This window comes from Actinokineospora lacus (assembly GCF_053813445.1).
The window spans coordinates 35,756-60,184 of the sequence record NZ_JBQERA010000005.1 but is presented as its reverse complement, the minus strand read 5'-3'; the positions used below and the strand labels follow the sequence as shown (position 1 = coordinate 60,184).

The window sequence follows — 24,429 nt, the reverse complement described above, 5'->3', positions numbered from 1 at the left end:
CCGAGCTACCCGGTAAAGGCGCGACAATTGCCAGGGTGTAGACCGTTCGGATGGCAGGCGTGCCCATTCAGGGGATGACACCGCAGTGCCCTAGCCACACCGCCATTGCACCGTTTAGCTGTACGCACCCATGACGTGCCAGGTGAAGGCGGCAGCGACGTGATCGACATGACCACAGTGAACGCGCTGAAACACCAGGGCGACCCGCTCGCGGACGGTGTGATCGCCGATCTCGTGGCCACCGACCAGGTGGGCGCCGTCAACGCGGTGCTCGCCCAGTTCCGGGCCAACGACCAGCCCATCCCCGAGGACCTGCCGGAGTCGGTGCGCGCCTACCTCATCGCCACCGACAACCCACCCGCCTGGGCCGACCTCGACCGGGTCGCGGCCGCCTACGACTTCTTCGTCGACGACGGCGTGCACGTCGCCTCTGTGCTGTCCTTCGGCGCCATGGTGAACTGCTACGCACAGCCGCGGCCGTCGCGGGTGCTCGCGCTCACGCACCGGCTGAACCAGCCCCACCGGCGGCTGTCGGAGACCTCGCAGTTCGTGCTGAACATGATGGGCCCTGACCCGTTCGGCTCCGGCGGGGCGTTCGTGCCGACCATCCAGAAGACCAGGCTGATCCACGCGGCCGTGCGCCACTTCATCACCGGCTCGGGGACGTGGGACGTCGAGGCCGACGGGGTCCCGGTGTGCCAGCAGGACCTGCTCGGCGCCCTGCTGATCTTCTCGGTGCAGGTGATCGACGGGATGCGCCGCATCGGCATCTCGGTGACCGAGGAGGAGGCCCGGCAGTACTACTACGTCTGGCGCGTGACCGGCGCCCTGCTCGGCATCCCGGCCGAGGCGATGCCGGAGACGGTCGAGGAGGCGCGCGAGCTCAACGCCGCCCTGGTCGAGGTCTCCTACGGCCCGTCCCCCGAGGGCGTCGAGCTCACCCGCGACCTGCTCGACCTCTACGAGAAGATGGTGCCCGGCACGCTGTTCGACGGCGTCGTCGCCGCCATGGTCCGCCAGACCGTCGACCCGCGCGTCGCCGACTGGATGGACGTGCCGAGCAGCCGCGGCTGGGAGAGCACGGTGCGCGCGGGCTCCCGGCTGATGCGGGCCCTGGAGCGCTCCGAGGACGGCGGCGCGGTGGCCAGGACGGTCCTCGACAAGGCGGGCAGCCTGTTGCTCGGCGCCAGTGTCCGCACCCTCACCGACGGTCAATCCACCACCCTGGACATCCCCGGCGGCCTGCGGGAGAAGTGGCTGGCCGCGGGCATGTGCCCAGTCGCCCGGACCTGACCGACACACGGGCCGGGCACGCGGGCCCGCACACGGGCCTGCACGCGAGCCGGGCACACCAGTCGGTCCGCTCCCTCGCGGGTCCTCCGCGTACGCCTGCCAACGGGGTGCGCGCGCACAAGCGTTCAAGCCCGGGGGTGCCCGCTGCGGTAGAACGCGGGCACAGACTTGGAGGAGGAACGCGTGAGCGTGGTCGGATTCATCGGGCTGGGCGTGATGGGGACACCGATGGCGGTCAACCTGGCCCGGGCGGGAACGCCGCTGGTGGTGTGGAACCGGACGGCCGCCAAGTGCGCGCCGGTGGTCGCCGCGGGGGCGGAGCAGGCCGCGAGCATCGACGAGGTGTTCGGCAAAGCCGGTGTCGTCATGCTGATGCTGGCCGACGAGGGCGCCACCGACGCCGTCCTCGGGCGCGGCGGGCCGGCCTTCGCCCCGCGGGTCCACGGGCGCACGGTCGTGCAGATGGGGACGTTGTCCGCGGAGTACTCGCGGGCGCTGGAGACCGACATCGCGGCGGCGGGCGGCGGCTACGTCGAGGCCCCGGTGTCCGGGTCGCGCGGGCCCGCGGAGAACGGGTCGCTGGTGGCGATGGTCTCCGGCCGCGACGCCGAGCGGGTCGGGCCGCTGCTCGCGCCGATGTGCGCGCGGGTGGTCGACTGCGGGCCGGTGCCGGGGGCGCTGCTGATGAAGTTCGCGGTCAACCTGTACCTGATCACGATGGTGACCGGCCTGGCCGAGGCCTTCCACTTCGCCGAGGGGCACGGCCTGGACCTGGCGAGGATGGCCGACATCCTCGACGTCGGGCCGATGGCGTCGCCGGTGTCGCGGACCAAGGCGGACAAGCTGGTGGCCGGGGACTTCGCCGTGCAGGCGGCGTGCGCGGACGTGCTGAAGAACAACCGCCTCATCGCCGAGGCGGCCCGCGCCCGCGGCGTCGCCTCACCGCTGCTCGACGTCTGCCACGCGCTGTTCGGCGAGGCGGTCGGGCTCGGGCACGGCGGCGAGGACATGGCCGCGGTCGTCACGGCCATCCGGCACCGCACCGCCCTGGGCTGAGAGCCACGCGGCCGGGGTCAGGCCGTGGGCGCCCTTGAACATCCGGGTCAGGTGGCTCTGGTCGGCGAACCCGGCGGTCGCGGCCACCTCGCCGAGCGGGAGTCCCGCCCGCATCAGCCGCTGGGCGGTGGCGAGCCTGCGGGTCGTCCGGAACCGCGTGGGGCTGGTCCCGAACGCCGCCCGGAACTGGCGCGCCACCGACCAGCGGTCCCAGCCCGCGACCCGCTCCAGCTCGGCGACGCCGTGCGGGGTGCTCGGGTCGTCGGCCAGCAGCGCCCGGACGCGGCGCATCGCGGCGAGGTCGAGCGCCTGGCGCCCCTGGCGGGGTTCGGCGTGCGCGCGCAGGAAGTCCGCGATCGCGGCCGTCACCTCCACCGCCGCCACCTCGTCGAGGTCGGACCCGAGGTCGGTCAGGTACGCGGTCAGCAGCGGGTCGGCCCGCTCGCCCGCGATGACCGGGTCGGCGACGAACGGCAGGGGCGCGCCGCCGAGCGCGGCGTGGACCAGCGCCGGGTCGAGGTAGAAGATGCGGTACCCGAACCCGTCGTCGGTCCCGGCCGCGCCGTCGTGCACCTCGTCCGGGTGCAGGACGTGCCACTGCCCCGGCAGGCAGTGCCGCGCCTCGCCCCGGTACCGGAAGGTCTGCACGCCGGACAGGGTCAGCCCGACGGCGTAGGTGTCGTGCCGGTGCGGGGCGAACGACGTCCCCCGCAGCGACGCGGCGAGCCGCTCGATCCCGGGCGCGCCGCCCCCGAACAGCAGCGTGCAGCCCGTCCGCATCACGTGTCCTCACCCGTCGACTGCCCGCGAGTCTGCCCGCACCGCGGCTGAGGAATCTCCGGGATCGCATGAGACCGCTCTCTTGACGTGGTCCAGACCAAATGGGAGGCTCCGACCGAGAGCTCTCACACCTCTCCTCCCTGCGTAAGGAGCTGTAGTGAGAAGGCTGACAACTCAATGCTGCGTGGCCCTGGCGGCCGCCGCGCTGGTTACTGTCCCGGTGACCGCGCAGGCCGCGCCCGCGCCCGACCAGCTGCACGCCGCGCTCGCGCGGGACCTGGGCTGGAATCCCGCGGAGGCCGCCGTGCGGCAGGCCGACGAGACCGCGTCGGTGCCCGTGGCGGGCGCGCTGCGGCTGCGGCTGGGCGCGCGCTTCGGCGGCGCCTGGTATGACGGCGGGCTCAAGGTCGGGGTGCTCGACCAGGCCGACGCCGCGGTGGTCCGGGCCGCGGGCGCCGACCCGGTCGTGGTGGCCCGCGCCGAACAGGCCCTGACCGCGGACAAGGCGCGGATGGACCGCCTCTCCCCCGACGCCGGGGTCTACTCCTGGTACGTCGACCCGATCGCCAACTCGGTGGTCGTCGAGGGCCGCACCGCCGCGGCCGCGTCGGCGTTCGCCACGCGGGCCGGGGTCAGCGCGCGGGCGGTCGCCGGGCAGGCGCCGCGCCCGCTGTACAACATCCGCGGCGGCGACCAGTACGTGATCAACGGCAACACGCTCTGCTCGGTCGGGTTCTCCGTCAACAACGGCGGGTTCGTCACCGCCGGGCACTGCGGCGGGACCGGCAGCCCCACCCTCGGCTACAACAACGTCGCCCAGGGCACGTTCGCGGGCTCGTCCTTCCCGGAGAACGACTACGGCTGGGTGCGCACCAACGGCAACTGGACGCCGACGCCGTACGTGAACAACTACTCCGGCGGCAGCGCCTCCGTCGCGGGCTCGCAGGAGGCGGGGATCGGCGCGTCGGTGTGCCGCTCCGGGCGCACCACCGGCTGGCGCTGCGGCACCGTCCAGGCCAAGAACGTCACCGTGAACTACTCCGGGCGGCTCGTCCACGGCCTGACCTCCACCACGGCCTGCGCCGAGGGCGGGGACTCCGGCGGCGCGTGGCTGGCGGGCACCCAGGCCCAGGGCGTGACCTCCGGCGGGTCGGGCAACTGCTCCACCGGCGGCACCACGCTCTTCCAGCCGCTCAACGAGATCCTCAGCGTCTACGGGCTGCAGCTGACCACGGTCGGTGGTGGCGGCACGAGCCGGATCATCGGCTGGCAGGACAAGTGCATCGACGTGCCCAACAGCAACGGCGTCGAGGGCCAGCGCCTGCAGCTGTGGGACTGCAACGGCACCAACGCCCAGAACTGGACCTTCCCCGGCGACGGCACCATCCGCGCGTTCGGGCTGTGCATGGACGTGGCGTGGGGCTCCCGGGACAACGGCGCGGCCATCCAGCTGGCCCGCTGCTCGGGCAACCCCGCCCAGCAGTTCGTCCTCAGCGGCGCGGGCGACCTGGTGAACCCGCAGGCCAACAAGTGCGTCGACGTCACCTCCTGGGGCGGCACCGGCACCCCGCTGCAGCAGTGGGAGTGCCTGGGCGGCGCCAACCAGAAGTGGCGGCGCGGCTGAGCCACCACCGGGCAGGCCGCGAGGTGCTCGCGGCCTGCCCACCGCCTCAGGCGCGGGTGCGCTGGCGGGCGGCGAGCCGGGCGGCCAGCCACAGCGGCAGTGCCGCGGCGACGCCGGTGAGCACGAGCAGGGTCACCGACAGCGTGCTCGCGTAGCCGAGTTCGCCGTACTCGAAGGCCCGGCGGTAGATCAGCAGGGGCGCGGTGAGGGTCGCGTTCGCCGGGCCGCCGCCGGTCACGAGCAGGGCGGGCACGAACGCGTTCTGCACGACGACCACGACGTCGCGCACAGCCAGGACGAGCACGATGGGCGCCATGAGCGGCAGCGTCACCCTGGTCATCGCGAACCAGGCGGACCCGCCCTCGACCTCGATCGCCTCGTGCAGCCGCGCCGGGATCGCGGTGCGCGCGGCGAGGGCGACGATGAACGCCTCCCCCACCTGGAACGCCATGACGAGCACCAGGCCGAGCCGCGCGCCCCACGGCGTGGTGAGGAAGCCGGGGTCCGGCACGCCGAACGCCCCGAGCAGCGCGGGCAGCGGGCCGTAGAGCGGGTTGAGCACCCACAGCCACAGCAGCGCCCACGCCGCGTCCGGGATGACCGAGGGCAGGTACGTCGCCGCCCGGCCGATCGCCGTCCGCGCCCCGCGCCGCCGGGCCAGCAGCAGCGCCGCGCCGACCGCGAGCAGCAGCCGCAGCGGCACGACGACCGCGGCGACGAGCGCGCTGACGCCCACGGCGCCCCAGAAGGTGTCGTCACCCGCCAGGCGGGCGAGGTTGTCACCGCCGGTGAACTCCGGCGCCCGGAACCCGAAGTAGTCGGTGAACGCGAGGGCCGCGGCCAGGGCGAGCGGGACGAGGACGAGCAGCGCCGACCCCAGGAGGTAGGGCAGCGCCAGCGGCAACCGGCGTCCACCCCTCATCGACGTCCGCCCGTCGCGGCGTCGAAGGGGTGCTCGTCCTCGGGCCGCCACGACACCGACACCCGGTCCCCGACGCGCGGGGCGTCGGCGGCGGGCAGCCGGGCGAGCAGCTCGGCCCCCGCGCCGTCGGGCAGCACCCGGACGAGGCACTCCTCCCCCGCGGGCTCGACCGCGACCACCGACGCCGCCCGGACGCCGTCACCGGCCCGGCCCACCAGCACCCGCTCGGGGCGCACCCCGACGACGACGCCCCCGGCGGCGGGCAGCAGGTTCATCGGCAGCGGGCCGAAGCCGCGCGCCACCGCGGTCGTCGCGGGCCGCGCGTACAGCTCGGCGGGGGTGCCGCACTGCAGCACCCGGCCCGCGTCCATGACCGCGACCCGGTCCCCCATCGCCATCGCCTCGACCTGGTCGTGGGTGACGTGCACCATCGGCACGCCCAGCGCGCGCTGCACCGCCCGGATCTCCCCGCGCATCCGCAGCCGCAGCTCGGCGTCGACGGAGGCCAGCGGCTCATCGAGCAGGCAGACCCTGGGCGAGCGGATCATGGCCCGCGCGAGCGCCACCCGCTGCCGCTCCCCGCCGCTGAGCTCACCGGGCATCCGCCGCAGGAGGTGCTCGACGTCGAGGGTGCGGGCCACCTCGCGCACGCGCGCCTCGAGCGCGCCGCGCCGCGCCCCCCTGGCCCGCTCCCCGATCCCGATGTTCGCCGCCACCCCCAGGTGCGGGAAGAGCGCGGCCTCCTGGAACACCATCGCGACGTCGCGCCCGCCCGCCCGCACGGCGGTGACGTCGCGGTCGTCGATGAGGACGCGCCCGGCGTCGAGCGCCTCCAGCCCGGCGACCGCGCGCAGGAGCGTCGACTTGCCCGACCCCGACGGCCCCACGATGACGAGCAGTTCGCCGTCCGCGACCTCGACGTCGACCCCGTCGAGGGCCACGACGCGCGCGCCCCGGTGGGCCCGGAAGACCTTGTGCGCGCCAAGGACCCGCAGGCTCATCGGCGCTGAAGCAGTGGGTCGGCCTGCTCGCGGATCTCGGCGAGGGCGTCGTCGAGCGGGACGCCGTCCTCGAAGGCCCGCCGCAGCTGGGTGCCGATGATGTCCTCGACCTCCGGCCACGACGGCGTGACCGGCGTGTGCCGCAGGTGCGGGATGGCGTCGAGGAACACCTGCGACGACGCGGGCGCGCGGGCCGGGCTCAGGAACGCGGGCGAGGCCGCGACCGAGCGCAGCGACGGCACGGTGCGCCCGCCGAGGGCGGTGATGGTCTGGCCCTGCTGCCCCACGGCGTAGGCGATGAACCTCGCCGCCGCCTCCTGGTTCTCGGAGCTGCTCGCGACGCAGTAGGCGTCGGAGTGCAGCACCGACGCGGACCTGCCCAGGACGGGCAGGGCGGCGACGTCGAAGTCGAGGCCGCGCTGCTCCCGGAGCGCGGGCACCTCCACCCGCGAACTCAGGAACATCGCCACCTTGCCGGTCATGAACTGCTCCTCCAGCCCCTGCGCGGCGAGCTGGTCCCGGCTCGGCGTCGCGCCGGTGCCGATGAGGTCGACGACGGCCTGGAGCGCGGCGCGGGCGCCGGGCTCGTGCAGGGTGGTGCGGGTGGGGTTCTCGTCGGAGTCGACGATGGCGCCGCCGCTGCTCCAGATGAACGGCGCCACGCGGGTCACCGACGGGTCGATGCCGACCCCCTTGACCCCGCCCGAGGCCAGCGCGCGGGCGGTCGCCACGAACTCGTCCCAGGACCAGCCCGCCTTCGGCGCGTCGACACCGGCGGCGGTGAACAGCCCGCGGTTCCAGTAGACGACGAGGGAGGAGATGTTCTGCGGCATGCACTGCAGAGCGCCGTCATAGGTGAACGCGCGCAGCGGCTGCTCGTAGTAGTCGGCCATGGGCACCCCCTGCCGCTCAAGCAGCGGCCCGACCGGCTCCACGGCGCCGCGCTGCGCGAACGGGGCGTACTCGCGGTAGTTGATGAGGAAGACGTCCGGCGCGTCCCCGGACGCGAAGGCGGTGGAGAGCCGGGTGAGGTGGTCCTCGCGGCCCACCGTGACGAGCTCGACCTCGCCGCCGCCCGCCTCCCGGTACCCGGTGACGAGGCTGCGGTAGACCGCCGCCTCCTCCGGCTCGGCCTTGACCTGGACGGTGATCCGCGCGGGCGCGGCGGCGGTGTCCTCGCCCGCGTCCGTCCCACCGGAACAGGCGCTCGCGGCGAACAGCGCCGAGAGCGCCAGCAGGGTCATCGGCAGCCGGGTGTTCATGTGCGCTCCACAGAGGAAAAGAAGGACCGTTGGCCGATGGCGAACGCGATCAGCGCGGGCGCTGTCACGATCACCGCGGCGGCGAGGTAGATCGGGTACAGGGCGGCCTCCATCTCGCTCAGGCCGCGCAGCCCCAGGGCGACCGGCCAGTTGCGCGGCGAGGACACGAGGGTCAACGGGTCCATGAACGTCGACCAGTAGTAGAGACCGGACAGCGCCGCGACGGCCACCGCCGCCGGGCGGGCGAGCGGGAGCGCGACCCGGCGCCACACCGCGTACGGGCTCAGGCCCTCCAGCGTGGCCGCCTCGAGCAGCGACGCCGGGATGCGCGAGTAGGCGAGCGCGAACAGCAGCACGTAGAAGGGCGTCGTGCCCGCGAGCGCGAGCACGGCGACCGTGAGCGGCGTGTCGGCCAGGCCGACGCCGCGCAGCAGCACCACCCGCGGCACCCAGAGCGCGGCGGCGGGCACGAGCAGCATGAGCACCGAGACGCCGAGGAGCAGGCGCCGCGACCGGCCGCGCGCGGTGACGATGGCGAGCCCGGCCATGGAGGTGACCACCACGGTGACCGGGACCGCCACGGCGACGAGCAGCAGGGAGTTCAGCAACAGCCGGGCCAGCGGCATGAACCCCGCCACCGCCGAGTAGTTCGACCACTCGGCGGTGGCGGGCCAGAGGTCCAGTCCGTCCGGGGGTGGCTGGAGCGGGCGCTGCAGCGAGCCGAGCACCATGACCGCGAGCGGCGCGAGGAACACGACGCACAGCACGAGCACCCCGACGGTCCACCATGGAGTGGACCGTCGGGGCGCTCGGGTGCCGCGTCGCCGGGTCAGGACTCGGCTGGCCTCAGGAGGCGTCGGCGAGCGAGGTCGTCCAGATGCTGCGGCCGTAGGTCGCGGCGTAGAGCGTCTCGCTGCCCGCGGGCAGGTCGATGTCGTTGATCGGCACGAGCGGGAGGTTAGCGCCGACCTTGAGCCACGTCTTGCCGAGGTTCGTCGTGCGGTAGACGCCGACGTCGGTGGCGATGAACAGCCAGTTCTTCTTGGCCGGGTGCCGGATGACGTCGTTGACCGGCGCCTGCGGGATGCGCTTGCCCGCGATGTCGGCCCAGGTGTTGCCGCCGTCCCTGGTCATGACCAGGTGCGGGTACCCGTCGCCGGAGCGCCAGCCGGAGAAGCTGGCCCACGCCACCTTCGAGTTCTGCGGGTCGACGGTGATGCGGGTGACCCAGCGGCCGGGGAAGACCGGGCTCTGCAGCTTCTGCCACGTCACCTGATCGGGTGCGGCCATCGCGTTGCGGCTGACCCACATCAGGCCGCTGTCGGTGCCCGCGTAGACCAGGTTGGGGTCGGCCGCCGTCGTGCCGAGCGCGGTGACGGTGCCGAAGCCGGGCGCGCGGGGCTCGGTGCCCTCGGTGAGGTCCGGGCTGATCCGCTGCCACACGCGCTGGCCCGCGTCGGTGTTGATCCGGCTGACGTACTCGCTGGCGCCGAACATGACGCGCGGGTCGGCGCTGAACTCCAGCGGGGCGACCCAGTTCTTGCGCGCGCCGGGGATCGTCATGGTGAAGCCCGCGCCGTCGACGAAGCCGCGGCAGCCGCCGTTCTGCGAGCAGCCGTAGTACTTGCGGTCGTTCGTCGGGTCGATGCGGTTCATCATCCCGTCGCCGCCGACGAAGCCGAACCAGTCGCCGTTGACGGTGTTGTCACCCGCCCACGACTTCAGCGAGCCGTTGTCCTGGGAGCCCGCGTTGAGCCGCGTGCCGTCCTGGTGGGAGACGTCCATCGAGTAGAACTGCGTCACCGGCAGGTGCGGGGTCTTGGCCCAGCGGCCGCGGGCGGCGCCGTTCTCGGTCGACCAGTAGAAGCCGCCGTCGTTGCCGAGGAAGACCTTGCCCGGGGTGAAGGGGTCCCATTCGAGGCCGTGCTGGTCGGCGTGCGGGGTCTGCGAGGTCGTCCAGGTGAGGCCGCCGTCGCGGCTCTCGGCGAGGCTGACGCCCGCGACGAAGACGTGCTTGGGGTCCACCGGGTCGACGTAGACGCGGCCGAACCACCAGGCGAACCCGCCGCTGATGCTCTGCAGGGTGCCACCGCTGGTGGGCCCGACGGCGGTCCAGGTCGCGCCCGCGTCCGCGCTGGTGAAGAAGCCGTTGAAGTTGCCGCCCGCCGTGCTGGAGATGAGGTACGCGCGGTTGGGGTCGCTGTCGCTGAAGTCGACGCCCATGCGCCCGACGTAGGTCGCGGTGACGGGCTGTCCCTCGACGTCGGCGCTCTGCGGCAGCGGCGCCTGGTGGACGTTCGCCCACGTGCGGCCCGCGTCGGTGGAGCGGTAGACGAAGGAGTTCTTGCCGTAGATGCGCGACTTCTCGTCCCGGATCTTGTCCCAGGTCGTGGCGAGCATGATGTCGGGGTTGTTCTTGTTGACGCTGACGTCGATCACGCCGGTGGAGGCGCTGTCGGGAACGATGACGCGGGTCCAGCTGGACCCGCCGTCCTCGGTCATGAACAGCCCGCGGGTCGGCTGGGTGTCGTGCAGCGCGCCCATGACGGCGACGAAGACCCGGTCGTCGTCGCGCGGGTCGATGACGATCTGGCCGATCGTGTCGCCTGCGGCCAGGCCCATGCTGGCCCAGGTCGCGCCGTCGTCGGTCGACTTGAAGACGCCCTTGCCGTAGTAGGCCGAGCCGCCGCCGTGGTCGGGCTCGCCGGTGCCCGCCCACACCACGCCCCGGGAGTCGACCGCGACGGCGCCCATCGACTGGGGCATCTGGTCGTCCCACGCCGGGGCGAAGGTCGCGCCCGCGTCGGCGGTCCGCCAGAGGCCGCCCGTGCCGGTGGCGATGTAGGCGACGTCCTTGGCGGTGGGGTCGGCCGCGATGTCGCGGATGCGCCCGCCGATGTTGCCGGGGCCGATGCCGGTCCACACCTGGTCGGTGCTCGGCGAGCCCATGCTCGCCACGCCCATGGTGCTCGCCTGCGCGACCGCCTCGGCGACGGCGGCCTCCGGGATCGAGCCGTCGGCGTCGGCCCGCTGGAGGTACATCCAGTCCTCTGCGCCCAACGGGTCGGCCGTGGCCTGCGGCTCCGCGCTGTGGTCGTCCTCGGACTGGGCCACGGTGATGGCGCCGGCGCCCAGGAGGACTGCCATGGCCAGGATCGAGACTTGCGTTCTTGTTCTGCGCATCGCCACGCATTCCTCCAGAGTTCAAGCGGGGGGCGCCCGCTCGCGCCCACCCCACCGCGCCGATCGCCCCTCCTGGTTGTTCGGCCTGGGATGGCGCACCCGCGCGGCGGGGGCACCGTAACACCCTGAGTAGTCCAAATCACCCGTTCGCGGCCCGTGCGAATTTGCCAGGGCTTACTTACAGTGGCCCCCATGCCCCGACACCGACCGCTGGTGGCCGCGGCGCTGGTCGTCCTGGCATCGTGCTCGGCCTGCTCGGACGGCGACGCCGCCGCCTGCCCCGCGCCGAGCCCCGCGCCCGCGGCCGAGGCCGCGCTCCTGCCAGCCGGGCTGTCCTTCGACCAGGTCGGCACGATCACCAACGTCGTGAGCACGGCGGGGCACCTGACGGTCACGGCGGTCACGGCCAAGCCCATCGACGAGGTCACGGTGCTGATCCAGGACGCGGTGACCGCCGCGGGCTACCGTCCGGCCGGGATGGACAACGAGGGCTTCGAGGCGGAGGTCTTCTTCACCTCGGGCGCCTACGCCGCGGGGCAGGCCCTCGTCCGCCGCTCGGACTGCGAGGGCCAGTGGGACATCGACCTCGTCCTGATCGACCCCGACGCCGCACCGGCGACGTCCGCGCCCCCGGGAAGTAGCGCGTCACCCGGTCGGTGATCATCAGACGGGTGACGGACGTGCCGGAGCCCCGTCCATCGGGACGGGGCTCCGGGTTCGCGGCTTCGGCTAGCTGGTGGGGAAGTTGTCCGGTGTGCTGATCCGGCTCCTGATGTACGCGCCGGATTCGGTGAGGACGCCGGTGCCGGTGTAGGTGCTGCCGTTGCAGGTGCCCGGCCGGAAGGCGGCGCTGCTCTCGCCCGCGTCGGAGTAGGTCCAGTTGACGTAGCTGATCTTGAGCTGGTCGAGCAGGTCGAGCCACGCCGCGGTGCTGGCGCGGTCGTAGGTGCCGCCGCCGGTGGCGGTCACGGTGCCGAACTCACTGACGAACAGCGGCAGCCTGCCGGCGGCGCGGCTCACCGTGGCGCGGTAGTTGTCCTTGTGGGAGGCGGCGTAGAAGTGGAACGTGTACATGATGTTCGTGGCGTTGACCGGGTTGTTGATGATCTCGGTCTCGTTCGACCCCTCCGAGACGCCCAGTGACGACCAGGCGCGGGTGCCGACGAGGATGACCGCGTCGGGGTCGGCGGCGCGGATCACCGGGATGACCTGCTCGGCGTAGCTCTTGATCCCGGCCCAGCTCACGCCGTTGGGCTCGTTGGCGATCTCGTAGATGACGTTCTTCTTGTTCGCGTTGCGGGCGGCGACCGAGGCGAAGAAGGTCTTGGCGCGGGCGAGGTTGTGGTTCGGGTCGCCCGGCGTCAGCGTGTGGAAGTCGATCACCGCGTAGAGCCCGCGCGCCTCGGCCATGTCGACCAGGTTGTTGACCTGGCTGGTGAAGCCGGACGGGTTGGTCTCGTAGCCGCCTTCCTGCACGTACATCGCGATGCGGAACAGGTCGGCCTTCCAGTCCGTCGCCAGGGCGTCAAGCGAGGCGTTGTTGTGGCACTTGGCGAACCACTGGAGGCCGTGCGTGCTCATGCCGCGCAGCTGGATCGGCCGGTTGTACTGGTTGCACAGGTTCACCCCGCAGACCCGCAGCTGCCCGTTGATGTCCACGGGGGTGCGGCCGGGCGGCGGCGGCGTGGTGGTCGTGGTGGTGGTCGTCGTGTTCGTCGTCGTGGTCGGGACGGAGCCGGTGCAGACCACGCCGTTGAGCGTGAACGACGTCGGCACGGGGTTGCTCCCCGACCACGACGCGACGAACCCGAGGTCGACCACCGCGCCGGTGCCCAGCGTCCGGTTCCAGTCGACGTTGGCGGCGGTGGCCGTCGCCCCGGACTGCGTCCAGGCCGCGTTCCAGCCCTGCTGGACCCGCTGCCCCGAGTTGGGGAAGTCGAAGCGCAGCGACCAGCCGGTGACCGGTTCCCCGAGGTTGGTGAGCTTCACGCCCCCCTGGAACGCACCCTGCCACTGGCTGGTGACCGTGTAGTCGACCCGGCACCCCTGGGCCGCGGCCGCCGCGTGCGGCAGGACCACCGCCGCAGCGCCGACGACCACCGAACATGCCGCTAGAGCGGCGGTGGAGCGCTTCACTGGGCCCCTCCTCATCGTCTCGACCTCGATTTGGGAGCGCTCCCAAATCGTCGATCGGACCGTACACCGAGAGATGCGCGCCTGTACACATCCAGCGAGTCCGGTAACGCTGAGTAGCGGTCATGCTGAGGAAGATCCCCCTGTTCGCCACGCCGCAGGCCGCCGTATCCGTCGCGGTTCACGCGCTGGGACTACGAAACACCGAAATCGAAGCCGGTCGGAATTCGGCGGGTTCGGAGTCGCACAACCTGGGCCGCTCGGGTGCGGTCAAGGCTCCACACGGTCGACCTTTCCGCCTGTCGCCCACACCCAGCGTGTCATTCGAGGGATGGGCATAGCGTCTATTGCGAATATCCTGACCGATGTGCACGCGGGGGTCATAGTGGCCGATCTCACAGGTGGACGGCCTGGTGTGATGACCCCTCCCTTGACGCGGCAGATGCACTCACCCACCGCTTGACCTGCGTCTACATCACGGCGGCCACCATTTCACGTCTTGTTGTGAGGTGGTCCGGGACGATGTCGGAAATCGACGCACCCGTCGCACTCGGAGTCAGTTCTGCACTCGACCGTCGAGGTCGCCCACTGCCGACCACCCGCCGATTGGCGGCTGATACTCGCCCTTCCCCTGTGGAATGCTCGAATGACACTGCCGCGCGGGTTCCGGTGGTCGGCAGTGCCCGGACCACGTGGTGGCAGGACCCGGGCGCGCCGCCTTCGCGTGCGGTGCCGGGTTATCGGAAAGGGTCCGACCATGGTTTCTCCGCATCGTGCTGTCACGGTGTTGCTCTTGGCGCTCGCTTCCGCGGGTGTGGCGCCACCCGCCCAGGCGGACGTGTCGCGGCACGTGGTGTCCATCGCCCAGGCACGGACCTTGCCGCAGGACACGGTGGTCACGGTCGAGGGCACGGCCACGACCCCGTCGGGTGTGTTCGAGTCCAGCTTCTTCGACGAGGGCTTCGCCATCCAGGACCGCGGTGCCGGGATCTACGTCAGCGTCGCGGTCGACCCGGGGGTCACGCCCCGAGATCGGGTGCGGGTGACCGGCACGCTGCGCGACAGCTCCGGGCTGCGCATCCTCGTGCCCACCGACCCGACCGCACTGCACGTGCGCGGCAAGGGACCGAAGGTCCACCCGAAGCCGCTCACGACCGGCATCGTCGGCGAGGCCACCGAAGGACTGCTGGTGCGCGTGACCGCCACCATCACCAGGGCGCCGGAGTCGGACCTGCCCTACGGGTTCAAGTTCTTCGTCGACGACGGCTCCGGCGAACTGACGATCTTCGTCAACACCCAGACCGGCATCGACCTCACCGGCCTCGCCGTGGGCCAGGTCGTCCGCGTGACCGGCTTCAGCAGCCAGTACGACACCCACTACGAGATCGACCCGAGGTCCCCGGCCGACATCGTCGTCGGGCGACCGTAGGACACGAGGACGAGGGCAGAAGCTGCTGGGCACAAGTCCGCGGGCCCCGACCACGCTGGTCATCACCGAGGAGTACCTCAGCCACAGCCACAGGGTCTATGTGGCCGACGACGCGTCGGACACCGGCGCCGACAACGTCTGGGTGATCGACGCGGCCACCAACGCGGTGACCACCACGATCTCCGGGATCACCGCCCCCAGGGGCATCGCGGTAGACGCACTCGGGGCCTTCGCCTACGCGCCCGTCAGCGGCGGCAACGTCGCGGTGATCGACCTCGCCACGAACGCGCTCGTGCACACGATCCCCGGCTTCGGCACTCCGCTGGACATCGCGCTCAACGGAGGGCCCGAGCCTGCCGGTGCGGACGTGTCGGTCGGCTCGTCGGCACCGACCCCGGTGGCGTTGGGCGGCAGCTACACGGTCACCCTGACCGCCGCCAACGCCGGCCCCCAGGACGCGACCGGCGTCACGACCACCACCGCGTTCAGCGGCGCGGCCCGGGCGATCACCGGCGCCGTGGCGAGCCAGGGCTCGTGCACGATCGGCACCGGCGTGTCGTGCAACCTCGGCGCCATCGCCGACGACGCCTCGGCCACGGTGACCATCACCGTGGAGCCCCAGGCGACCGGCACCGTCACCGCGACCTCGACGATCGCCGCGACCCAGTCCGACCCCGACACCACCAACAACACCACCGCGTCCAACACGACCGTCAACAACGGGCTCGGCTGCACGATCACCGGCACTGCGGGCAACGACACGCTGAACGGCACCAACGGCGCGGACGTGATCTGCGGCCTGGGCGGCAACGACACCATCAACGGCGGCCCCGGCAACGACACCCTCGACGGCCAGAACGGCAACGACACCCTCATCGACCACGACGGCACCGACACCATGTCCGGCAGCCTCGGCAACGACACCATCCACGTCCAGGACGGCATCGGCGGCGACACCGCCAACGGCGGCCTCGGCACCGACACCTGCACCACCGACACAGGCGACACCACCAGCAGCTGCTGACACCAGCCGAGTGCGGTCCGGTGGCGCACAGCGGTCCCTCGCCACCGGACCGCCTTCGACATCCCGGATCGCCGAGCCGAAGCGCCGGAACCGCTCGATCGACGAACCCTGGAAGTGGTCCCGGAATGTGCAAGCCGACACCCGAAACGGAGTTCTCATGCGCCTACGCCACGCCCTCATCGCCGCTGTCGTCTGCCTCACCGCACCACTGCTGACCGCCACCCCAGCCTCAGCCGGTCTCCTGGACGTCAGCTGCATCCCACCAAGCAACCAGCTCAACACCTACACACCACCGCTGACCGCCACCCCGCAGACCACCGTCGTCAACTCCGCGGCCCAATACACCTGCGTCTCAGCCACCATGCCCGCCCTGACCTCCGGCACCCGCACCGTCGAGGTCAACTCCCCCGGCCGATCCTGCCTGGACCTGCTCACCGGCTTCCCCATCACCCTGACCATCACCTGGAACACCGGCCAAACCAGCACCCTGTCCGGCAACTCCACCGTCGCCACCCTCGGCGCGGCCCACATCGTCACCATGACCGGCACCGTCACCACCGGACTCTTCACCGGCGACACCGTCGCATCAACCGCCATCAGCCCGTCCGCCCCAATCCTGCTGTGCACCCTCGGACTGGGCACCGTCACCAACACCACCTCCTCCCTCCTCCTCGAAATCACCTCGACGTAACCGGTCACGCCGCGGACGCGGATTTGTCCGCCGCCTATCAGTCCGCCGAGGGCGACCCCCGCGTCAAGCGGTCCTGTATGGACGTCCGAACAGGCCAGTCCTGCTCGGTCAGCCCTCCGGGCACACGAAGGCGAAGACGACCTGAGTGGCCTCGTGGGGGCGGGTGGTCAGCAGCTCGTAGGCCTCGGCCGCGCGCTCGACCGGGAGCACGTGGGACACCAGGCAGCGCAGGGACAGCCTGCCGGTCACCGCCAGGTCGATGACGGTGGCCGCCAGGCGCGTGCGGTCCCAGCGGGGGGCCAGGGCGGGGGCGACGTTGGAGATCTGGGAGCACACCAGCTGGACCCGGTTGTGGTGGAACTCCTCGCCGAGGAACAGCCCCGCCGCCTCGCCCTGGTAGAAGCCCGCGGCCACCACCCGGGAGTTGTAGGCGACCGAGCGGATGGCCTCGTGGAGGGCCTGGTGGCTGCCGGTGACCTCCAGGACGACGTCGGCGCCGCGGCCGTCGGTGAGGTCGCGGACGCGCTCGGCCACCTCGCCGTCGCGGGCGTCCAGGGCCACGTCGGCGCCGAGGCGGGTGGCCAGCTCCAGCCGCGCGGGGATGGCGTCGACGGCGATGACGCGGGCGCCGTTGCGGCGGGCGAGCTGGGCGGCGATCTGGCCGAGCACGCCGAGGCCGAACACCGCGACGGTCTCCCCGACGTGGATGTCGGCGTCGAGGACGATGTTGAGGGCGACCGAGCCGATGTGGCTGAAGATGCCCAGCATCGGATCGGCGCCGGGCGCCAGGACCCGCTCGGCGGCGTAGGACTCCTCGACGACGGCGGTGGAGCGGTGGCCCCAGACGCCCCACACGGTCTGCCCGAGGCTGACCCCGGTGACGTCGGCGCCGGTCTCGATGACCACCCCGACCTCCTCGTAGCCGACCACCGCCGGGTAGGTCACGGTCGGGGCGCCGGGGACGAACAGCCGCCGCCGCGCGTCCCAGGTCTTGCGGAAGTGCGCGCTGGTGCCCTGGAACTGGGTCAGCTCGGTGCCCGCCGAGATCCCGGAGTACAGGGTGCGCAGCCGCACCTCGGTCGGGCCGAGGGCCGGGTCCGGCTCCTCGGCGAAGGAGACGGCGCCCGGGCCGTCCAGCCGGACTATCGTTCCCATGGTTCCCCCTGGGCTCGGTGGGTGAGGACGTCGAGCGCGAGCGCCGCGCTCCAGCTGAACCCGTCGGCGCCGAGGCCGTCGCCGGTGGTCGGGTCGAAGTACTCCCGGAAGCCCGCCCCGGCGACCAGGCCGACCAGGTCGGCGGCGAGCCGCTCGGCGTGCGCGGTCTCGCCCTGCCCGCGCAGCGCGGTCCACAGCAGCCAGTTGGTGTTGATCCAGGTCGGGCCGCGCCAGTAGCGGTGCGGGTCGACGTCCGCGGCGGTGAGGTCGTAGCTCGGCACCCCGCGCACGCCGGGCGCGCCCAGCGCGAACGCCGGTCCGGTCAGTGTGGACAGCAGCGCCTCGCGGTGGCCGGGCGGCAGGCTGGGCAGCAGCAGCGGCATCAGGCCCGCGACCGTCCGCCGGGCGACGCGCCGCCCGGTGCGGACGTCGAGCGCGGTGTAGCAGCCCAGGTCGGGGTCGAACAGGCGGGAGTGGACCTGGTGGGCCAGCTCCCGGGACCGCTCGGCGTGCCTGCCCGGGTCCGCGCCGACGCGGCGGGCCACCGTGGCCAGCGCGTCCTCCGACCAGGCCAGCACGGCGCAGAACAGCGGGTCGACGACGCAGAACGGCAGGCCGGGGAGGTCGTCGTCGGTGTAGCCGCGGTCGCGGTAGGCGGTGACGATGGTCAGGTAGCGCAGGTAGTCGGCGTCGGTGGGGCGGTGGCGGGCGTCGGCGTGGCGCAGGTCGCGCCGCAGGGCGGTGATGTCCTCGGCGTGGCGGGGGTCTACCGCGCGCAGCGGCTCGTCCCACGCCGGGCTGTTGTCCATCCCGGACTCCCACGGGTGCGCGATCGCCACCAGGCCGTCCAGGACCCGGCGGCGCTCGAACAGGTAGTCGTGGGAACGCGCCAGCCGGGGGTACAGCAGGCGCAGTGCCGCGTCGGTGGCCTCCCCGGGGTGGTGGTCGGCGACGGCGAGCGCGGCGGCGGCGTGCACGGGCGGCTGCACCAGGCCGGTGGTGGCGACCCCCGGTGCCGGGCCGTGCGCGGGCAGGGGCCGCCACACGGCGGGGCCGGGGAAGTAGGCGTCGTCGGGCACGGCGGCGTTGAACACGATCTGCGGCACCCGCCCGTCGCCCCACTGCGCGCTGTGCAGGGTGATCAGCTCGGTGAACGCCCGGCGCGGGCTCAGCCGGGCCAAGCCCACGGCGATGAACGCCGAGTCCCAGCTCCACTGGTGCGGGTAGAGCGTCGCGGTGGGCACGGTGGAGTGGCCGCGCCAGTTGCGCAGCAGCGTGGCCGCGGCCCGGCGGCCCAGGTCGGTGTCCGGCGGGTCCGCCTCGCGGGCGGCGGTGACCGGCTCGGCGCGCGCCACTCAGCCACCGGCCTGCCGCAGCAGGCTGAGCGCGGCGGGCAGCGCCGACCCGGCGGGGCCGCTCGGCCTGCCGGTGACGACGAGCCAGCCCGGGTAGCCCGCGGCGGCGAGGGCGGCGAGGGCGGCCCACCAGTCCAGATGCCCGGCGCCCGGCACGCCCGCGTTGGAGTCGGCGAGGTGCACCTTTCCCAGCCACGGCCCGGCTTCCAGGAGGGCGCGCGGCGGGTCGGCCTCCTCGATGTTCATGTCGAACGTGCAGGCCGCCACCCGCAGGGCCGGGTGGTCGACGGCGCGGCAGAGCGCCACCGCCTGGTCGAGGGTGTGGAGCAGCCTGCCCTCGTAGCGGTTGAGCGGGCGCAGGCACACCAGCGCGCCCTCCCGGCCCGCCGCCTCCGCCAGCTCGCGCAGCCCGCCGACCAGGGCCGGGTCGCCGACGCCTGCGTGGTCGGGCGCCACGGCCTCGACCGGCAGCGTCACCGCGATCCCGGTGCCGAGCGCCGCGATCGCGGCCAGGTCCCCGCTCACGCGCGCGAGCGCGTCCACACCGCCCGCGCCCGCCTCGATCGACACGCCGGAGACCACGGCGCCGTCGGCCGCGGCGGTCGCCAGCTCGGGCAGCCGGGCGCCGAGAGCACCGTCCAGCTCGATGCCGTCGAAACCCAGGGCCTGGGCGAGGCTCCACTTCTCGGCGAGCGACGCCGCGGGCAGGAGCTGCTCGTGACAGGCGATGGTCCAGCGGGGCACGGCCGCCATGTTAATCCGATGATCACGCAAAACAAGACCCCATCCGGACCAGCATCCACACCGGATGTCCACAGAACATCTGTGCGCCAGGGAGTGTCCGAGTTGAACAAATTATCGAGTTGGGTCTTGCTACCGGACAAACTCGGGTGTTCCATGGCGCCACCTGTTGACTGCCGGAAGGAGCGACCCATGACCGGCCGAGGTGCGCGGGCCCTTGCCGCCGCGCTGCCAGTCGTCCTGGCACTGACCGCCTGCGGCGGAGGTGAGGCGGGGTCGGGCGAGAGCGGTCCGCTCGTGTTCTGGACCATCGAGGACACCGCCGACCGCGTGCGGGCCCAGGAGCGGCTGCTGGCGACGTTCACCGAGCGCACGGGCATCCAGACCCGGCTCGTCGCCGTCGCCGAGAACCAGCTGACCACGGTGCTGACCTCGGCCGCGGCCGCCGAGGAGCTGCCGGACGTCATCGGCGCGGTCTCGCTGCCGATCATGAGCCAGCTGCGCACCGACAACCTGCTCGACACCGGCGCGGCCACCGGCATCGTCGCGGGCCTCGGCCGGGAGACCTTCGCCCAGCAGGCGCTGGAACTGACCAGCGAGGGCGACACCCAGCTCGTCGTGCCCAGTGACGGCTGGGCCCAGTTGCTGTTCTACCGCAAGGACCTCTTCGCCGAGGCCGGGCTGGAGCCGCCGACGTCGTTCGCGGCGATCAAGGCCGCCGCCGAGCGCCTCGACGAGGGCGAGCGGGCGGGCATCACCGCCAGCACGACCCCCGCGGACGTGTTCACCCACCAGACCTTCGAGCACCTGGCCCTGGCCAACGGCTGCCAGCTCGTCGACGACGGCGGGCAGATCGCCCTGGGCAGTCCCGAGTGCACGGCCACGATGGACTTCTACGGCCGGCTCATCCGCGAGCACTCCGTGGCGGGCAACCAGGACGTCGACACCACCCGCGCCACCTACTTCGCGGGCCGCTCGGCCATGGTGGTCTGGTCGTCCTTCCTGCTCGACGAACTCGCGGGCCTGCGCGCCGACGCCCTGCCGACCTGCCCGGAATGCCGCGCGGACCCGGCGTTCCTGGCCAAGAACACCGGGGTGGTCGCCGGGCTCACCGGCCCCGACGGCAGCGAGCCGACGACCTTCGGCGAGACCACCTCCTTCGCCGTGCTCGACGGGGCGGCGACCGAGGACGCCAAGCGGCTGGTGGAGTTCCTGATGAGCGAGGGCTACGCGGACTGGCTCTCGGTCGCCCCTGAGGGCAAGATCCCGGTCCGCACGGGCACCAAGGACAGCCCGGAGTCCTATTTGGAGGCCTGGCGCGGGCTGGACGCCGGGGTGGACACCAAGGCGCCGCTGTCGAAGTTCTACGACGCGGAGACGCTGCGCGTGGTCGAGCAGAGCCCGGCCAGCTTCAGCCGCTGGGGCTTCCGCCAGGGAAAGGCCGAGCTGGCGGGCGCGGTCGCCGGGCAGCTGGTCGTGCCGAAGGCGCTGGCCGAGGTGATCAGCGGCGGCGGCGACGCCAAGACAGCGGCGACGCAGGCGGGTGAGCGGGCCGCCGCCATCGCCGAGGAAATCGGCGGCTAGCCCGTCCTGGCCAGGAATGGACCACGCCCAGCGAACGACGGAGACCAGCCATGACGCGGACCCCGGCGGACGCGCCGCCCCGGCGCCGGTCGCCGCTGAAGCGACAGGACGCGCGCACAGCGGCGCTGCTCATCAGCCCGACCCTGGTGATCATCCTGGCGGTGGTCATCGTGCCGCTGGCCTGGTCGGTGATCATCGCCTTCCAGTCGGTCAAGCTGATCAACATCGGTAGGACCGGGCTGTTCGAGAACCTCACGCTGGACAACTTCGCCAGGGTGTTCGCCTCGGACGCGCTGTGGGAGAGCCTGCGCACGACGGTGCTCTACACCGCGGGCTCGACCGCGCTGGCCATCGGGCTCGGCCTGATGGCGGCGCTGGCGCTGCGCAAGCCGTTCCCCGGCCGCGGGTTCGTCCGCGCGGTCATGCTGATCCCGTACGTCGCCCCGGTCGTGGCGGTCACCTTCGTCTGGAAGATCCTGCTCAACCCGGAGTTCGGCATCGTCAACAGCTGGGGCCGGGACCTGTTCGGGTGGGATGACCCGATCGCGTTCCTGTCCCAGGCGCGGACCGAGGTCTCGCTGTTCGGGCTGGACGTCCCGGTGCCCACCGCGCTGCTGACGGTCATCGCCTTCGAGGGCTGGCGGTACTTCCCGTTCGCCTTCCTGTTCCTGCTGGCCCGGCTCTCGGCGATCCCGAACGACCTCGAGGAGGCGGCCACCGTCGACGGCGCCACCCCGCTGCAGCGGTTCCGCCACATCGTGGCGCCGCAGCTCATGCCGATCATCGCCGTGCTCGTGGTGCTGCGCACCATCTGGACGTTCAACGAGTTCGACGACATCTTCCTGCTCACCGGCGGCGCCGCGGGCACGGAGGTCGTCAGCGTCCGGGTCTACGAGCTGCTCACCGTGCAGCGCAACGTCGGCGCGGCCGCGGCGCAGTCGGTCCTGCTCGCCGCCGTGCTCGTCGTGCTGCTCGCCGCGTACCTCTGGCTGCTGCGGCGGCGGGAAGGGGTCAAGCCGTGACCACGACCACCGGGCGGGCCGCCACCCGCGCACCCCGCGCCGAGCCGTCGTGGCGGCGCGACCGCGTCGAGCGGGCCGTCTTCGGCGTGCTGCGCTGGGTGGTGATCGCGTTCTTCCTGGTCGCCACGCTGCTGCCCTTCTACTACATGCTCCTGCTGGCGCTGCGGCCGATCGAGGACCTGCTGCTGCGCCCGGACTCGCTGCTCCCCGACCTCGGCGAGCTGACCTTCGCCACCTTCGCCGAGGTGCTGCGGCCCGTCGGGCTGGGCGGGCAGGGGTTCCTCGACCTGCTGAAGAACAGCGCCATCGTCGCGTCGGCGTCGGTGCTCGTCGCCCTGGCCATCGCCATCCCGGGGGCGTACGCGGTGAGCAGGCTGGACTTCTTCGGCAGGCGGCAGGTCAGCTCCCTGTTCCTGGTGGTCTACCTGTTCCCGAGCATCGTGCTGGCGATCCCGCTGTTCGTGCTGCTCACCCGGATGCAGCTGCGCGGCTCGCTGGTCGGCCTGGTGCTGGTCTACATCGCCCAGACCGTGCCGGTGGCCATCTACATGCTCAAGAACTACTTCGAGACGATCCCGGAGAGCGTCGAGGAGGCGGGCATGGTCGACGGGCTCACCCGGGTGGGGGTGATCCGGCGGATCAGCCTGCCGCTGGCCATGCCCTCGATCATCGCCACTGGCGTCTTCGTGTTCATGATCGCCTGGAACGAGTTCCTGTTCGCGCTGCTGTTCCTGGTCGAGCGGCGCGACCAGTGGACGGTCTCGCTGGGCCTGGCGCAGCTCTCGGGCAGCATCGAGGTCTCCACGACGGTGCTCATGGCCGGGTCGGTGGTGATCACAGTGCCCATCGTGGCGCTGTTCTTCCTCACCGAGCGGTTACTCTCGCAGGGGTTGACCAGCGGCGCGGAGAAGGGCTAGCGCCGCCGTGGACCTGACCCCGCAGCCCTGGGAGAGGAGGGACCCGTCGGTGGCGCGCAGCGGGTTCACCGCCTCCCCCGGGCAGGTCCTCGCGCTGATCCGCTCCGGCCGGGTCAAGACCCGCCGCGACCTGCAGGAGCTGACCGGGCTCTCCCGCTCCACCGTGGCGCTGCGGCTCAGCCAGCTCGGTTCCGCGGGCTACATCCGCACCGTCGAGCAGCGCCTGGGCGCCACCGGCAGGCCCGCTGAGCTGGTGTCCTTCGAGGAGTCCGACAAGCTCGTGCTGGCCGCCGACCTCGGCGTCACGCACGCCCGGTTCGCCCTCACCGACGCGGGCGGGCGGATGCTGGCCGAGCGCACCGAGGACCTGCCGGTGCGGCAGGACCCGGACGTGGTGCTCAAGACCGTGATCCGGCGCTTCCGCGACCTGCTGCGCGGCGCGGGCCACGACCGGGCGCGGCTGGCCGGGGTGGGCGTCGGCCTGCCCGCGCCGGTGGACTTCCCGACCGGGCGGCCGGTCCGGCCGCCGATCATGCCCGACTGGCACGGCCACCCCGTCGCCCAGCGGCTGGCCGAGGCGATGGGCTGCCCGGCCTTCGTCGACAACGACGCCAACCTGCTGGGTCTCGGCGAGGTCCGCGAGCGCTATCCCGACGTCGACAACCTGCTGTTCGTCAAGGTGGGCACCGGCATCGGCGCCGGGGTGATCCTCGGCGGACGCCCGGAGCGGGGGGCCACCGGGCAGGGCGGCGACATCGGCCACATCCGCATCGCCCAGCCGAGCGGGGGCGCCCGCTGCCGGTGCGGGTCCACCGACTGCCTGGCCGCGCACGCCAGCGGGGCCGCCCTGGCCCGCGCCCTCACCGAGCGCGGCTTCCCCGCGGGCACCACCCGCGACGTGGTGCGCCTGGTCGCCGAGGCCGAGCCCGCCGCCGTCGCCCTCGTGCGCGAGGCGGGCCTGCTGCTGGGCGAGGTGCTGGCCACCGCGGTCGCGCTGCTGAACCCCACGGTCGTGGTGGTCGGCGGGGACCTGGCGCTGACCCGCGAGCACCTGCTGGTCGGCATCCGCGAACGGCTGCACGAGCGCACCGTGCCCGCGCTGGCCAACAGCCTGGCCGTGGTGGAGAGCCAGCTCGGCGACCGGGCGGGCGTGCACGGCGCCCGGCACATGGTCATCGACCAGGTCTTCTCGGCCGAGGCGGTCGACGCCCGGCTGTTCCCGGAGTCGGCGCGCAACGCCTGAACCGGCCCCACCTC

At 72.6% G+C, this 24,429-nt stretch carries 21 protein-coding genes; 11 read left to right on the top strand and 10 right to left on the bottom strand.

Translation table 11 applies throughout. The annotated features are described in order from the left end of the window. Positions 1 to 168 precede the first annotated feature (168 nt). Positions 169 to 1,293, top strand: a complete 1,125-nt coding sequence (locus ACTG9Q_RS13820; protein ID WP_455573145.1) for an oxygenase MpaB family protein — start codon at positions 169 to 171, stop codon at positions 1,291 to 1,293. A 183-nt stretch (positions 1,294 to 1,476) separates the two neighbouring features. After that, positions 1,477 to 2,349: an NAD(P)-dependent oxidoreductase gene (locus tag ACTG9Q_RS13815; protein ID WP_455573144.1), complete on the top strand. Its 873-nt coding sequence runs from the start codon at positions 1,477 to 1,479 to the stop codon at positions 2,347 to 2,349. On the opposite strand, the gene ACTG9Q_RS13810 is transcribed toward ACTG9Q_RS13815, so the two are convergent. After that, entirely contained in the window at positions 2,233 to 3,129 is an 897-nt protein-coding gene (locus tag ACTG9Q_RS13810; RefSeq protein ID WP_455573143.1) for an AraC family transcriptional regulator, read from the bottom strand. The two genes, ACTG9Q_RS13815 and ACTG9Q_RS13810, sit on opposite strands and share 117 nt — an antisense overlap. Positions 3,130 to 3,313: 184 nt before the next feature. Here ACTG9Q_RS13810 and ACTG9Q_RS13805 point away from each other — a divergent pair, with 184 nt between their 5' ends. Beyond that, a complete protein-coding gene (locus tag ACTG9Q_RS13805; protein ID WP_455573142.1) occupies positions 3,314 to 4,753 on the top strand; it encodes a ricin-type beta-trefoil lectin domain protein in 1,440 nt (479 codons plus the stop codon). Positions 4,754 to 4,799: 46 nt separating this feature from the next. Here the strand turns inward: ACTG9Q_RS13805 and ACTG9Q_RS13800 are convergent, their stop codons facing one another. The 5 genes from ACTG9Q_RS13800 to ACTG9Q_RS13780 form a co-directional block, all read right to left on the bottom strand. Next, the gene (locus ACTG9Q_RS13800; protein WP_455573141.1) at positions 4,800 to 5,675 is read right to left on the bottom strand and encodes a carbohydrate ABC transporter permease; all 876 of its coding nucleotides are present in this window, start codon (positions 5,673 to 5,675) and stop codon (positions 4,800 to 4,802) included. Continuing rightward, complete coding sequence (locus ACTG9Q_RS13795; RefSeq protein WP_455573140.1) at positions 5,672 to 6,676, bottom strand: ABC transporter ATP-binding protein; 1,005 nt, start codon at positions 6,674 to 6,676, stop codon at positions 5,672 to 5,674. The genes ACTG9Q_RS13800 and ACTG9Q_RS13795 overlap by 4 nt, the downstream gene beginning before the upstream one ends. Beyond that, positions 6,673 to 7,938, bottom strand: coding sequence for an ABC transporter substrate-binding protein (locus tag ACTG9Q_RS13790; protein ID WP_455573139.1), 1,266 nt, complete (start codon positions 7,936 to 7,938; stop codon positions 6,673 to 6,675). Before ACTG9Q_RS13790 ends, ACTG9Q_RS13795 begins: the two co-directional genes overlap by 4 nt. After that, on the bottom strand, positions 7,935 to 8,711 hold the full coding sequence (locus tag ACTG9Q_RS13785) for a carbohydrate ABC transporter permease (protein ID WP_455573138.1): 777 nt from the start codon (positions 8,709 to 8,711) through the stop codon (positions 7,935 to 7,937). Before ACTG9Q_RS13785 ends, ACTG9Q_RS13790 begins: the two co-directional genes overlap by 4 nt. Before the next feature lie 73 nt (positions 8,712 to 8,784). Beyond that, positions 8,785 to 11,085: a WD40/YVTN/BNR-like repeat-containing protein gene (locus tag ACTG9Q_RS13780; protein ID WP_455573137.1), complete on the bottom strand. Its 2,301-nt coding sequence runs from the start codon at positions 11,083 to 11,085 to the stop codon at positions 8,785 to 8,787. A 228-nt stretch (positions 11,086 to 11,313) separates the two neighbouring features. Between ACTG9Q_RS13780 and ACTG9Q_RS13775 the strand changes: the two genes are divergently transcribed. Beyond that, positions 11,314 to 11,781: a hypothetical protein gene (locus ACTG9Q_RS13775; protein ID WP_455573136.1), complete on the top strand. Its 468-nt coding sequence runs from the start codon at positions 11,314 to 11,316 to the stop codon at positions 11,779 to 11,781. Positions 11,782 to 11,850: 69 nt separating this feature from the next. Here ACTG9Q_RS13775 and ACTG9Q_RS13770 read toward each other — a convergent pair whose 3' ends face one another. Beyond that, positions 11,851 to 13,257 (bottom strand): cellulase family glycosylhydrolase, encoded by a 1,407-nt coding sequence (locus ACTG9Q_RS13770; RefSeq protein WP_455573135.1) that lies wholly within the window; start codon positions 13,255 to 13,257, stop codon positions 11,851 to 11,853. A 781-nt stretch (positions 13,258 to 14,038) separates the two neighbouring features. Here ACTG9Q_RS13770 and ACTG9Q_RS13765 point away from each other — a divergent pair. From ACTG9Q_RS13765 to ACTG9Q_RS13755, 3 genes are all read left to right on the top strand, one after another. Continuing rightward, positions 14,039 to 14,683 carry a hypothetical protein gene (locus ACTG9Q_RS13765; protein WP_455573134.1) on the top strand — a complete coding sequence of 215 codons (645 nt, stop codon included), beginning with the start codon at positions 14,039 to 14,041 and terminating at the stop codon, positions 14,681 to 14,683. 100 nt (positions 14,684 to 14,783) lie between these two features. After that, the gene (locus tag ACTG9Q_RS13760; protein WP_455573133.1) at positions 14,784 to 15,707 is read left to right on the top strand and encodes a hypothetical protein; all 924 of its coding nucleotides are present in this window, start codon (positions 14,784 to 14,786) and stop codon (positions 15,705 to 15,707) included. A 157-nt stretch (positions 15,708 to 15,864) separates the two neighbouring features. Beyond that, positions 15,865 to 16,398, top strand: a complete 534-nt coding sequence (locus ACTG9Q_RS13755; RefSeq protein ID WP_455573132.1) for a hypothetical protein — start codon at positions 15,865 to 15,867, stop codon at positions 16,396 to 16,398. 108 nt (positions 16,399 to 16,506) lie between these two features. On the opposite strand, the gene ACTG9Q_RS13750 is transcribed toward ACTG9Q_RS13755, so the two are convergent. Genes ACTG9Q_RS13750 through ACTG9Q_RS13740 form a run of 3 tightly spaced genes read right to left on the bottom strand, consistent with a single transcriptional unit; the run spans position 16,507 to position 19,652 of the window. Next, a complete protein-coding gene (locus tag ACTG9Q_RS13750) occupies positions 16,507 to 17,553 on the bottom strand; it encodes a zinc-dependent alcohol dehydrogenase (RefSeq protein ID WP_455573131.1) in 1,047 nt (348 codons plus the stop codon). Then, a complete protein-coding gene (locus tag ACTG9Q_RS13745; protein ID WP_455573130.1) occupies positions 17,541 to 18,908 on the bottom strand; it encodes an MGH1-like glycoside hydrolase domain-containing protein in 1,368 nt (455 codons plus the stop codon). The genes ACTG9Q_RS13750 and ACTG9Q_RS13745 overlap by 13 nt, the downstream gene beginning before the upstream one ends. Next, positions 18,909 to 19,652, bottom strand: a complete 744-nt coding sequence (locus tag ACTG9Q_RS13740; RefSeq protein ID WP_455573129.1) for a TIM barrel protein — start codon at positions 19,650 to 19,652, stop codon at positions 18,909 to 18,911. A gap of 189 nt (positions 19,653 to 19,841) precedes the next feature. Here ACTG9Q_RS13740 and ACTG9Q_RS13735 point away from each other — a divergent pair, with 189 nt between their 5' ends. Genes ACTG9Q_RS13735 through ACTG9Q_RS13720 form a run of 4 tightly spaced genes read left to right on the top strand, consistent with a single transcriptional unit; the run spans position 19,842 to position 24,415 of the window. Continuing rightward, positions 19,842 to 21,233: an ABC transporter substrate-binding protein gene (locus tag ACTG9Q_RS13735; protein ID WP_455573128.1), complete on the top strand. Its 1,392-nt coding sequence runs from the start codon at positions 19,842 to 19,844 to the stop codon at positions 21,231 to 21,233. A gap of 50 nt (positions 21,234 to 21,283) precedes the next feature. After that, complete coding sequence (locus ACTG9Q_RS13730; RefSeq protein ID WP_455573127.1) at positions 21,284 to 22,255, top strand: carbohydrate ABC transporter permease; 972 nt, start codon at positions 21,284 to 21,286, stop codon at positions 22,253 to 22,255. After that, entirely contained in the window at positions 22,252 to 23,172 is a 921-nt protein-coding gene (locus ACTG9Q_RS13725; protein ID WP_455573126.1) for a carbohydrate ABC transporter permease, read from the top strand. The genes ACTG9Q_RS13730 and ACTG9Q_RS13725 overlap by 4 nt, the downstream gene beginning before the upstream one ends. Before the next feature lie 49 nt (positions 23,173 to 23,221). Continuing rightward, positions 23,222 to 24,415 (top strand): ROK family protein, encoded by a 1,194-nt coding sequence (locus ACTG9Q_RS13720; protein WP_455573125.1) that lies wholly within the window; start codon positions 23,222 to 23,224, stop codon positions 24,413 to 24,415. The last annotated feature ends 14 nt before the right edge of the window (positions 24,416 to 24,429 follow it).

Coding starts and splice junctions, on each gene's coding strand:
- ACTG9Q_RS13735 (WP_455573128.1), top strand. CDS start 19,842: ATGACCGGCCGAGGTGCGCGGGCCCTTGCCGCCGCGCTGCCAGTCGTC.
- ACTG9Q_RS13750 (WP_455573131.1), bottom strand. CDS start 17,553: ATGGGAACGATAGTCCGGCTGGACGGCCCGGGCGCCGTCTCCTTCGCC.
- ACTG9Q_RS13775 (WP_455573136.1), top strand. CDS start 11,314: ATGCCCCGACACCGACCGCTGGTGGCCGCGGCGCTGGTCGTCCTGGCA.
- ACTG9Q_RS13790 (WP_455573139.1), bottom strand. CDS start 7,938: ATGAACACCCGGCTGCCGATGACCCTGCTGGCGCTCTCGGCGCTGTTC.
- ACTG9Q_RS13755 (WP_455573132.1), top strand. CDS start 15,865: ATGCGCCTACGCCACGCCCTCATCGCCGCTGTCGTCTGCCTCACCGCA.
- ACTG9Q_RS13810 (WP_455573143.1), bottom strand. CDS start 3,129: ATGCGGACGGGCTGCACGCTGCTGTTCGGGGGCGGCGCGCCCGGGATC.
- ACTG9Q_RS13820 (WP_455573145.1), top strand. CDS start 169: ATGACCACAGTGAACGCGCTGAAACACCAGGGCGACCCGCTCGCGGAC.
- ACTG9Q_RS13800 (WP_455573141.1), bottom strand. CDS start 5,675: ATGAGGGGTGGACGCCGGTTGCCGCTGGCGCTGCCCTACCTCCTGGGG.
- ACTG9Q_RS13730 (WP_455573127.1), top strand. CDS start 21,284: ATGACGCGGACCCCGGCGGACGCGCCGCCCCGGCGCCGGTCGCCGCTG.
- ACTG9Q_RS13780 (WP_455573137.1), bottom strand. CDS start 11,085: ATGGCAGTCCTCCTGGGCGCCGGCGCCATCACCGTGGCCCAGTCCGAG.
- ACTG9Q_RS13795 (WP_455573140.1), bottom strand. CDS start 6,676: ATGAGCCTGCGGGTCCTTGGCGCGCACAAGGTCTTCCGGGCCCACCGG.